The organism is Streptomyces sp. NPDC101776 (assembly GCF_044766845.1).
Classification (GTDB): Bacteria; Actinomycetota; Actinomycetes; order Streptomycetales; family Streptomycetaceae; genus Streptomyces.
Genome location: NZ_JBIWMV010000006.1, coordinates 429,397 through 439,409 on the forward strand (window position 1 = coordinate 429,397; position 10,013 = coordinate 439,409).

The following is a 10,013-nucleotide window of genomic DNA, read 5'->3' on the forward strand; positions in this document are numbered from 1 at the left end:
CAACGGGCCGCGGCAACCAGCCGCGGCCCGTTGGCCGTTCCGCGGACCCCGACAGGCCCCAGTAGGCCCAGAGGTCCCCAACTCCCATGAAAAACCTGTGAGTTTGGTAAAGGGCCAGACCCTGTTCGGTAAGCCGGAAGTCAGGATTCCAGCAGCCCCTTGTTGTCGCGTACTCAACAAGAGATGGTCATCGCGGGCCGCCCCCCACCGCCGGGGAAACCGCACCGGCGACACGCACCCGCACTGCCCCTGTTCCACCGACTCAGGAGGCTGCACCTTGCGTACCACGACCCCCAACTCCCCCCACACGCACGGTAGATGGCGCCGCATAGGGTCCGCCGCCGTAGCCACCGCCGCACTCGTCTTCACCGGCCTCGGCACCGCCGTACAGGCCGACGCGGCACCGAGCGCCACCACCTCCACCGCGGTGACCTACGCCGCGACCCCCTGTGCGACCCCCAAGCACACGGGCGATCTCACCTGCAAGTCCTACCGCGTCACCGGCGGCCTCACCGCCTACCAGAAGGCGCTGGCCGCGAAGACCGGCATCACCCCCAAGGCCGCCGACGCGACGACCCCCTCCGGCTACAGCCCCACCAACCTCCGCTCGGCCTACGGCCTGACCTCCGCCGCCGCCTCCAACGGCTCCGGCGAGACCATCGCGATCGTCGACGCGTACAACGACCCCAACGCCGAGGCCGACCTCGCCACTTACCGCTCGTACTACGGCCTCTCGGCCTGCACGACGGCCAACGGCTGCTTCAAGAAGGTAAGCCAGACCGGTTCGACGACCTCTCTGCCCACGTCCGACGCCGGCTGGTCCGAGGAGATCTCCCTCGACCTCGACATGGCGAGCGCGATCTGCCCGCTGTGCAACATCACCCTCGTCGAGGCCACCAGCGCCAGCTACGTCAACCTCGGCACCGCCGAGAACGAGGCCGTCGCCCTGGGCGCCAAGTTCGTCTCCAACTCCTACGGCGGCTCCGAGTCCTCCTCGCAGACGTCGTACGACACCTCGTACTACAACCACACGGGCGTGGCCATCACCGTCTCCTCCGGTGACAGCGCCTACGGCGCCGAGTACCCGGCGACCTCCCGGTACGTGACGGCCGTCGGCGGCACCAAGCTCTCCACCTCCTCCACCACCCGCGGCTGGACCGAGGCCGTCTGGCGCACCTCCAGCACCGAGGGCACCGGCTCCGGCTGCTCCGCCTACGACGCCAAGCCCACCTGGCAGACCGACACCGGCTGCACCAAGCGCATGGAGTCCGACGTCTCCGCCGTCGCCGACCCCGCCACCGGCGTCTCGGTCTACGACTCCTACGGCGTCACCGCCGGCTGGTACACCTTCGGCGGCACCAGCGTCTCCGCCCCGATCATCGCCGGCGTCTACGCCCTCGCCGGCACCCCGGCCAGCGGCACCTACCCGGCGCAGTACCCCTACGACTACGCGGGCACCTCGTCCCTCAACGACGTGACCAGCGGCTACAACGGCTCCTGCACCACGGCGTACTTCTGCACCGCCGAGACCGGCTACGACGGCCCGACCGGCTGGGGCACCCCGGAGGGCATCTCCGCCTTCGCCAACTGACGACGACCTGGCCCCCACCCTGAACTGATCCTCAGTCACATGTCGTGCCACAGTGGGTCGTGGGGGCCACACCTGGCACGGGAGAACGGGCCGCGGCATCCAGCCGCGGCCCGTTCATCATGAGAACATCGACACGAACCCCATCCCGTAATCAGGGGCTAACGACCGAACCACGGACAGGTTCCGCTCCTACCTCGTTGCCCGGCGTTACCTACCGTGATACACAGAGTGACCGTACGGTGTATTCGTACGAAACCCGCCAATCAATGACGCCAAGTCGACATCGGACGGCGCCTTTGTCGGCGACAATGATGCCTGACCTCTGCTCACCTGCAGGGGATGCGGAACTACCCATCAGGGGCGGTGACTTACATGCTCTCTGCGGCCGACAAGGGAGACATCAACACCATCATCGGGGGGATCGCTCCGGACTGGGGCCCCTTCGGCAGCCTGGGTAACGAGGCGAAGGTGATGATCGAGGTCGTGATGGCGGTCGCCATCCTGCTCTGCCTCGGTATCGCCGTATGGGGTGCGGCCAAACAGCGCATCGGGGCGACGGCGCTCCGCGACACGTTCAGCGCGGAACAGGGCAAGGGCCTCATCGTCGCCGGCCTGACCGGCGTCTTCATCATCGGCTCCCTCGGCACCCTCTTCACGATCGTGTACGGCATGGCCGTATAGCCGAGCAAGGCCAGTCCCAGACTCCTCCCCACCCGCCCGTCGCGCCCACCGGCTGAGGTTGCGTTTCCCTGATGTCGAGTCACCACTCCGCGCCCGCGCGGGAACCAGCACGGCTACCGTCGTACTTCCAGGTGTTTCTGGACGACGGCGAAGGGGCGTACCCGGCATGAGTCCCGGAGACGAACACGAGACCTCCGGCGGTTACGGCGGCACCGGCCAGACCCGAACCCGCTACCCCCAAGCCCCCGGCGACATCTACGGCGGCGCCCGCAGAGGCGGCCGCTCCTCCTCCAAAAGCCTCGTGACGGTCGTAGGAGTCGTAGTCCTCCTCATCGCGGCCATCGCCTTCGCGAACCGCGGCGACGGCACGACCTCGTCCAACTCCGGCAGCACGAACAACGGCTCCAAGCCGGATGCGGCATCGACAGCGGCCAGCGGGACGAAGCCGGTGGAGACGAAGACCGGGGGGATTCCGTCCGGGTTCGCGCGCACCCAACAAGGAGCGCAGTCGGCGGCGGTGAACTACTCCGTGGCACTGGGTTCGACCGGCATGTTCCAGAAGGAGATCCGGCACACGCTGGTGAACTCCCTCTACACGGCCGGTGCCGCGAGCAAACTGACGGCCCCGATGGACCAGGCCTACTCGGCCGACTTCCTCAGCAAACTGGGCCTCGACGCCAACGGCAACGCACCGACCGGCAGCACGTTCGTCTCCCGGGTGACCCCAGTGGGCACGACCGCCCAGCAGTACAGCGACAGCAGCGCGAAGGTCGCCGTCTGGTACGTGGGGCTCCTGGGCATGGCCGGGCAGGCCTCGACCGACCCCGTCACCACCTCGTGGAAGACCTGGACCTTCGACCTCCAGTGGTCCGACGGCGACTGGAAGATCGCCACGGACTCCCAGAAGGACGGCCCCGCCCCGGTACCCGGCGACGACACGGCCGCCACCTCGGACGAGATCAGCAAGGCCATCGACGAGTACGGAGGGTTCACGTATGCCCGGTAAGCCGCAACGCGTGCTCCGGCTCGCCGGAATCGTGACGACCGTACAGACCTCGCTGGTGCTGATGGCCACCCATGCCGTGGCCGCGACCCCCAGCCCGTCCACCTCACCGTCCGCCTCGCCGTCCGCGAGCGTCGACTGCGGCGCCATCCTCGGCGACGCCAAGAAGTACTGCGAACGCGGCAATGCCGGCAGCGGCTCCACCAGCACCCCCAGTGTCACCGACACCACCGACCCCCTCTCCTCCCTAGGAAAGGGCTGCGCCGAAGCCGCCTCCTGGACCATCGACAAGCTCAGCGAAGCGGTGAAAGAGACAGCGAACGTCGACTTCACGAACCCGCGCTTCCTTCAGCAGTACGCCGTCGTCTTCGCCGCGTCCACCATCCTCACCCTCCTCCTGTGGCTCCTCGCGGTAGCGAAGCGCGCGGTCCGAGGCGTCCCCCTCACCACCGCGATCTCCGAAGCCATCGGCTTCCTCTGGCTCACGGTCATCGCCTCCGCGTTCACCCCCCTGATCCTGTACACCGTCGTCTCCGCCACCGACGGCATCACAGAAGTCCTCGCCAAGACCACCGGCAACCAGACGGACACCTTCTTCGGCAACTTCTCCAGCGCGCTCGCCAAGGGCAACAACATCGGCGGCGGCCCGATCATGCTGATCGTCGTCTCCCTGGTCAGCATCCTCGCCGCCGGCGTCCTCTGGCTGGAGCTCGTCATCCGCGCCGCCCTCCTCTACGTCGGCGCCCTCCTCGGCACCGTCGTCTACGCGGGCCTCGTCGACAAGAACCTCTGGGGCCACGTCCGCCGCTGGGCCGGCATCATGATCGCGGTGATCCTGGTGAAACCGGTCATCGTCATCGTGCTCGGCCTCGCCGGCGCGCTCTCCTCCGCCGACGGCCCGGACTCCTTCTCCGCCGTCGTCTCCGGCCTCGCGATCATCCTGCTCGCCATCTTCGCCAGCGCGATGATCTACCGCTTCGTCCCCGGCTTCGGCGACGAGATCGCCGGCGGCCGCAACAACCGCATCATGCAGGGCGCCGAAGGCAAGGCCGCCGCGGTCATCAGCTCCCCGGCCACCATGGTCGCCCAGGGCATCAAGACCCACAGCGCCCGCACGAACGACGGCGGAGGCGGAGGCGGCCAGTCCTCCGGCGGCGCCCGCCCCGCCAACCCGGTCTCCGGCGGCGTCGCCGCGCACAGCAGCCGCCCCTCCTCGGGCGGCGGCGGAGCAGTCCCCAACGCCGCGCCCCCGCCCCGCCAGAGCCCGACGAACACCCCGCACGCCAGCAACGCCCGCAACAACCGCACGGGAGGTGAAGGGCGTTGACGACAGAGTCCCACCTGTCCCATCCGATCACGCCCCGCCGGACATATCTCATCGGCCGAGCCCGGCCGAACGCGATCGTCGGCAAGAATCGCGAGACCGGCGAGATCGCGCTCATCATCCTGGGCGCCTTCCTCGGCATGATGAGCGGACTCCTCGTCCCCGTCCTCTCCCTGCGCATCGTGCTGCTCACGGGCTTCCCGATGCTCGCGCTGATGGCGGTCTACGTGCCGTACAGGCGCCGCACGTTCTACAAGTGGTTCGAGATCAACCGCAGTTACAAGCGCACCCTGCGCAACGGCACGACGTACCGCTCCTCCGTCATGGAGGCCGGCGTCCACCTCGACGGCCGCGAGGTGGAGATCGGCCCGCCTCCGGGGATCGGCCGCATCAACTGGCTGGCCGCCCCCTTCGGCCCGGACGAGATCGCCGTACTCCTGCACGCCGACCGCCGTACGGTCACCGCGGCGATCGAGATCGAGGGCCCGGGCGTCGGCCTGCGCGACAGCGAGGACCAGGAGGCCCTCGTCGACCGCTTCGGCACGCTCCTCAAGCACGTGGCGAACGGCGACGGCTTCGTCACCCGCATCCAGATGCTCGCCCGCACGCTGCCCGCCGACCCGGACGCGCACGCCAAGGACGTCGCCCAGCGCGGCGACGAGAAGTCACTGACCTGGCTGCAACAGTCGTACGACCAACTCCAGTCGATGGTGTCCACCAGCAGCGAGCAGCACCGCGCCTACCTCGTCGCGTGCATGCACTTCACCCGCGAACTCTCCGCCGAGGCCCACGCGATGGCCCGCGCCTCGCGCCCGCACGCGGGCCGCAAGCTCGACCGGGATGCCGGCCTCGCGGTCGTCATGGCGCGTGAACTCACCGACATCTGCTCGCGGTTGCAGGAGGCGGACATCCGCGTACGGCAGCCGCTCGGCCAGGGCCGGCTCGCCTCGCTCATCCACTCCATGTACGACCCGGACCACTCCATCGACCACCTCCAGGCGATGACGAAGCGCAACGCCTGGCCGGCCGAACTCGACGCCATGGAGCCGACGTTCCTCCAGGCGAAGACCCGTGAGTCGTCCACCCGCGAGCCGTGGTGCCACGCCACGGCCTGGGTGAAGGAGTGGCCGATGACCCCCGTGGGCGTCAACTTCCTTGCCCCGCTCCTCGTCCACACCCCGGACGTCATCCGCACGGTCGCCGTCACGATGGACCTCGAACCCACCGAGATCGCCATCGAACGCATGCTGACCGAGAAGACCAACGACGAGGCCGACGCGTCGCGCGCCGCCAAGATGAACCGCACCGTCGACCCCCGCGACGTCGCCGCCCACGGCCGCATGGACCAGCGCGGCGAGGACCTGGCGAGCGGCGCGGCCGGGGTGAACCTGGTCGGCTACATCACCGTCTCCTCGCGCAACCCCGAGGCCCTCGCGCGCGACAAGCGCACGATAAGAGCGTCCGCCGGGAAGTCGTATCTGAAGCTGGAATGGTGCGACCGCGAGCACCACCGCGCGTTTGTGAACACACTGCCGTTCGCCACCGGCATCCGGAGGTAGGGACTCAGATGCGGGATCCGCTGTCCGTCCTCACCGACGCCTTCACGTCCTTCCTCTTCGGAAAGATCGAGTCCACCCGCCTCCCGGTCCGCACCTCGACCGGCCAGGCCCAGGCGGTCTACCTGCCCACGGCCGCCCCCGGGCTGGGCGACTCGGGCGTCATCATCGGCCGCGAGGTCTACTCCGGCAAGGGCTACATCTACGACCCCTTCCAGCTCTACGGCCAGCAACTCCCCGCCCCCCACTGGCTGGTGCTGGGCGAGTCGGGCAACGGCAAGTCGGCCCTGGAGAAGACGTACGTCCTACGACAGCTGCGCTTCCGCGACCGCCAGGTCGTCGTCCTGGACGCACAGGGCGAGGACGGCGTCGGTGAATGGAACCTGATCGCGGAGGAGTTGGGGATAACCCCCATCCGCCTGGACCCAACCGCCGCCCTGGACATGGGAATCCGCCTCAACCCCCTCGACCCGGCGATCACCACCACGGGCCAACTGGCCCTGCTCCGCACGATCATCGAGGTGGCGATGGGCCACGGCCTGGACGAACGCTCCGGCTTCGCCCTCAAGGTCGCGCACGCCTACGTCAACGAGACGATCGTCGAACGCCAGCCGGTCCTGATGGACATCGTCGAGCAACTACGCCACCCCGAACCGGAGTCGGCCGAGGCGATGAACGTCGCCATAGACGACGTACGGGCCTGGGGCCTGGACGTGGCCCTCGTCATCGACCGCCTGGTCGACGGCGACCTCCGCGGCATGTTCGACGGCCCGACGACGGTGGGCATCGACCTCGACGCCCCGCTCATCGTCTTCGACCTGTCCCACATCGACCGCAACTCCATCGCCATGCCCATCCTGATGGCGATCGTCGGCGTCTGGCTGGAGCACACCTGGATCCGCCCCGACCGGAAGAAGCGCATCTTCCTGGTCGAGGAGGCCTGGCACATCATCAACAGCCCCTTCGTGGCCCAACTCTTCCAGCGCCTGCTGAAGTTCGGCCGCCGCCTGGGCCTGTCGTTCGTGGCGGTGGTCCACCACCTGTCGGACGTGGTGGACGGAGCGGCGGCAAAAGAGGCGGCGGCCATCCTCAAGATGGCCTCGACACGCACGATCTACGCCCAGAAGGCGGACGAAGCCCGGTCAACCGGGCGGGTGTTGGGGCTGCCACGCTGGGCGGTGGAGATCATCCCCACCCTCACCCCCGGCATCGCGGTGTGGGACGTCAACGGCAACGTCCAGGTGGTCAAACACCTGATCACCGAGACGGAACGCCCCCTCGTCTTCACCGACCGCGCGATGACCCAGTCCTCCCGCGACCACGACCAGGAAGTGACCGACGACGCCCTGCGCGCCGCCGAGTTGGAGGCCGAGGAACGCGCGGCGGCCTTCATGGAACAGCAGTTGAGCGATCTCGACGGCTCCTCCGAGTCCACGGTGGCGTGAGAGGCGAAGAGGCGAGATGAGACCGAACGACGAACGGGAGCGCCGAGGAGGCATCCCCGACGGCCTGTTGATCGGCCTGCTCGCCTTCCTCCTCGGCATGACCCTGCTGGTGTGGTCGGCCGCGGGCCTGGCAGCCCTGTTCTCCAAGGGCGCCTGGCCCACGGGCGTCACCTTCGCCCGCACCCCCCTGGCCATGCGCCACCTGATCGGCCAACCGCACGACATCACCGGCGCCTGGCCGGAGACCCCACCCACCCAGCTCTCCGGCTACGGCCTCTTCTGGGGCCTGTTCATTGGCCAGTTGATGATCCTGCTGGTCCTGACCGTGTTCACGATGGGCACGGTGGCGAGATGGCGAGCGGTACGGGCGAGAACGCGGGCGAAGAGCCTGGCCGCCCCGCCCTCACCGGAACCCCAAGAGGTACCGATACAGCGCCCGGAACCACAGCCCCAGCCCCAGCCCCAGCCCCAGCCGACGGTCCCCCTCGAACAGACGGCGACCGCAGCGCCCCTCTCCTCAGCCTTTCCAGTGAACGGTGAACGGGTGGGCGGGTGGGAAACAGTTTTTCTGGCGACGGCGGAAACCCGCCAATCCACAGCCACCCAAGCCGTACGGGACGCGGAAGGCCCAGCCCTGGTCGTCACGTCGAACAAGACGATCTGGCAGGACACCAAGGACGCCCGAGCCAAACTGGGCCCGGTCCTCCTCTACGACCCGACCCACCTCTGCGACACCCCGGCCCGCCTCCACTGGTCCCCCACCACAGGCTGCGAGGACAAACAAACCGCGGTGAGACGAGCCGCCGCCCTCCTGGCCCCGGTGAGACCCACCGCCAAGATCGACCAGGCGGTAGCGGACACGGCCGAAACGCTCCTCCGCAGCTACCTGCACGCCGCCGCCATCGACGGCCGCACCATCCGCCACGTCCACCGCTGGTCCCAGGGCACCCAGATCCAGGACGCGGTACGCATCCTCCGCACCAACCCCAAGGCAGCCCCCGGCGCGGCGGGCGAACTGGAAGCGGCCCTCACGTCCCACCCCGAACGCCGGGACATCGCCCAGGAGTTGACGAGCCGCGCGCTCTCCGCCCTCTTCACGGTCAACATCCGCGAAGCCTGCACACCCAACAGAACTGACGCGCTCTCCTTGGATTCCTTCGTGAACGAAGGGGGCACGCTTTATCTGGTCGGTGAATCCATTGAGGACCCCCGTACGAACCCGGGCGCGATGCCTCTCCTCACCGCCCTCGCATCAAGCGTGGTCGAGCGCGGCCGGCACATGGCCGAACGGTCATCGGCCGGTCGCCTCGACCCACCAATGACGCTTGTCCTGGACGACGTTGCCGCCGTGGCCCCGCTCCCCCAACTCCCCGAGCTCCTGGCCACCGGAGCGGACCGAGGCCTGCCGACCCTGGCCCTGCTCCGCTCCAGAGAACAGGCCAGGGCCCGCTGGCCACACCACGAACTCCCGGTATAGCAACCGGACTTACGGCACGGCAGCACGGCTACGGCCGCTCGACCGCCATCTCCACCTCAAGCTGATCCGCGTGCTCGCCCAAGGGCACGGTGACTCCCGTGGGGACGAAGCCGGCCTTGCCGTAGAAGCGCCGGGCCCGCTCGTTGTCCTCGTGCACGATGAGCCGCACCCGCTCGACCCCGCGCCCCCAGGCCCACTCCAGGGCCGCGTCGAAGAGCACCTCGGTCAGCCCGATACCCCGGACCTCCGGGCGCACGAACACAGCGACGATGTGCCCCTGCTTCCGCTCGACCTCGAAGCCGGCCCAGTCGACCGACCCGGCCTCTTCGAGCAGCACGGTCAGCGTCCCGACCCACTCGCCCTCGGGCCCCTCGGCAATGATCTGCTGGGCCCCGTCAGCCCCTTCGGCGGCCCCTGCGGACCGCTCCTGGTAGAAGGAGTCCGGCCTGGCCGCCGCCGTGTCGTAGGTCTCCAGATAGGCGAGGTGCGCGACAGGGTCCTGCAACGCGACGAGCCGCAGCTCCTTCGCCGCGGCCCACTCGTCGGCGCGTATCGAACGGATCTTGTAGTTCATATCAGCCACGGTAGCCACCGTAGCCGAAACGCAGAAAACCCCCGTACCGATTTAACGGTACGGGGGTTTTCGCAATATTTGTTCGGCGGCGTCCTACTCTCCCACAGGGTCCCCCCTGCAGTACCATCGGCGCTGTAAGGCTTAGCTTCCGGGTTCGGAATGTAACCGGGCGTTTCCCTCACGCTATGACCACCGAAACACTATGAAACAGACAACCGCACCACACCCGGTGGCCCCGGACATGGGGTTGTTCGTGGTTTCAGAACCAACACAGTGGACGCGAGCAACTGAGGACAAGCCCTCGGCCTATTAGTACCGGTCACCTCCACCCATTACTGGGCTTCCAGATCCGGCCTATCAAC

General features: G+C 68.4%; 8 protein-coding genes and 1 rRNA gene. 7 read left to right on the forward strand and 2 right to left on the reverse strand.

What is annotated here, in order from left to right; translation table 11 throughout:
• Positions 1–277: 277 nt before the first annotated feature.
• The 7 genes from ACIRRY_RS22750 to ACIRRY_RS22780 all read left to right on the forward strand — a co-directional run bounded on the left by ACIRRY_RS22750 (position 278) and on the right by ACIRRY_RS22780 (position 9,077).
• Complete coding sequence (locus ACIRRY_RS22750) at positions 278–1,591, forward strand: peptidase S8 (RefSeq protein WP_403975542.1); 1,314 nt, start codon at positions 278–280, stop codon at positions 1,589–1,591.
• 372 nt (positions 1,592–1,963) lie between these two features.
• On the forward strand, positions 1,964–2,272 hold the full coding sequence (locus tag ACIRRY_RS22755) for a hypothetical protein (RefSeq protein ID WP_033281366.1): 309 nt from the start codon (positions 1,964–1,966) through the stop codon (positions 2,270–2,272).
• A 166-nt stretch (positions 2,273–2,438) separates the two neighbouring features.
• Positions 2,439–3,278, forward strand: a complete 840-nt coding sequence (locus ACIRRY_RS22760) for a hypothetical protein (protein WP_403975545.1) — start codon at positions 2,439–2,441, stop codon at positions 3,276–3,278.
• A complete protein-coding gene (locus tag ACIRRY_RS22765; protein ID WP_403975547.1) occupies positions 3,268–4,602 on the forward strand; it encodes a hypothetical protein in 1,335 nt (444 codons plus the stop codon). The genes ACIRRY_RS22760 and ACIRRY_RS22765 overlap by 11 nt, the downstream gene beginning before the upstream one ends.
• Entirely contained in the window at positions 4,599–6,158 is a 1,560-nt protein-coding gene (locus ACIRRY_RS22770) for an SCO6880 family protein (protein ID WP_403975550.1), read from the forward strand. Before ACIRRY_RS22765 ends, ACIRRY_RS22770 begins: the two co-directional genes overlap by 4 nt.
• Positions 6,159–6,166: 8 nt before the next feature.
• Positions 6,167–7,600 (forward strand): ATP-binding protein, encoded by a 1,434-nt coding sequence (locus tag ACIRRY_RS22775; protein WP_403975552.1) that lies wholly within the window; start codon positions 6,167–6,169, stop codon positions 7,598–7,600.
• 16 nt (positions 7,601–7,616) lie between these two features.
• Positions 7,617–9,077 (forward strand): type IV secretory system conjugative DNA transfer family protein, encoded by a 1,461-nt coding sequence (locus ACIRRY_RS22780; RefSeq protein ID WP_403975554.1) that lies wholly within the window; start codon positions 7,617–7,619, stop codon positions 9,075–9,077.
• A 28-nt stretch (positions 9,078–9,105) separates the two neighbouring features.
• On the opposite strand, the gene ACIRRY_RS22785 is transcribed toward ACIRRY_RS22780, so the two are convergent.
• Complete coding sequence (locus ACIRRY_RS22785; protein ID WP_403975591.1) at positions 9,106–9,651, reverse strand: GNAT family N-acetyltransferase; 546 nt, start codon at positions 9,649–9,651, stop codon at positions 9,106–9,108.
• Positions 9,652–9,731: 80 nt separating this feature from the next.
• Positions 9,732–9,848, reverse strand: a 5S ribosomal RNA gene (gene rrf, locus ACIRRY_RS22790).
• Positions 9,849–10,013 lie beyond the last annotated feature (165 nt).

Bases quoted from the DNA above. Each gene is read 5' to 3' on its own strand.
- ACIRRY_RS22755 (WP_033281366.1), top strand. From the start codon at position 1,964: ATGCTCTCTGCGGCCGACAAGGGAGACATCAACACCATCATCGGGGGG.
- ACIRRY_RS22760 (WP_403975545.1), top strand. From the start codon at position 2,439: ATGAGTCCCGGAGACGAACACGAGACCTCCGGCGGTTACGGCGGCACC.
- ACIRRY_RS22765 (WP_403975547.1), top strand. From the start codon at position 3,268: ATGCCCGGTAAGCCGCAACGCGTGCTCCGGCTCGCCGGAATCGTGACG.
- ACIRRY_RS22775 (WP_403975552.1), top strand. From the start codon at position 6,167: ATGCGGGATCCGCTGTCCGTCCTCACCGACGCCTTCACGTCCTTCCTC.
- ACIRRY_RS22780 (WP_403975554.1), top strand. From the start codon at position 7,617: ATGAGACCGAACGACGAACGGGAGCGCCGAGGAGGCATCCCCGACGGC.
- ACIRRY_RS22785 (WP_403975591.1), bottom strand. From the start codon at position 9,651: ATGAACTACAAGATCCGTTCGATACGCGCCGACGAGTGGGCCGCGGCG.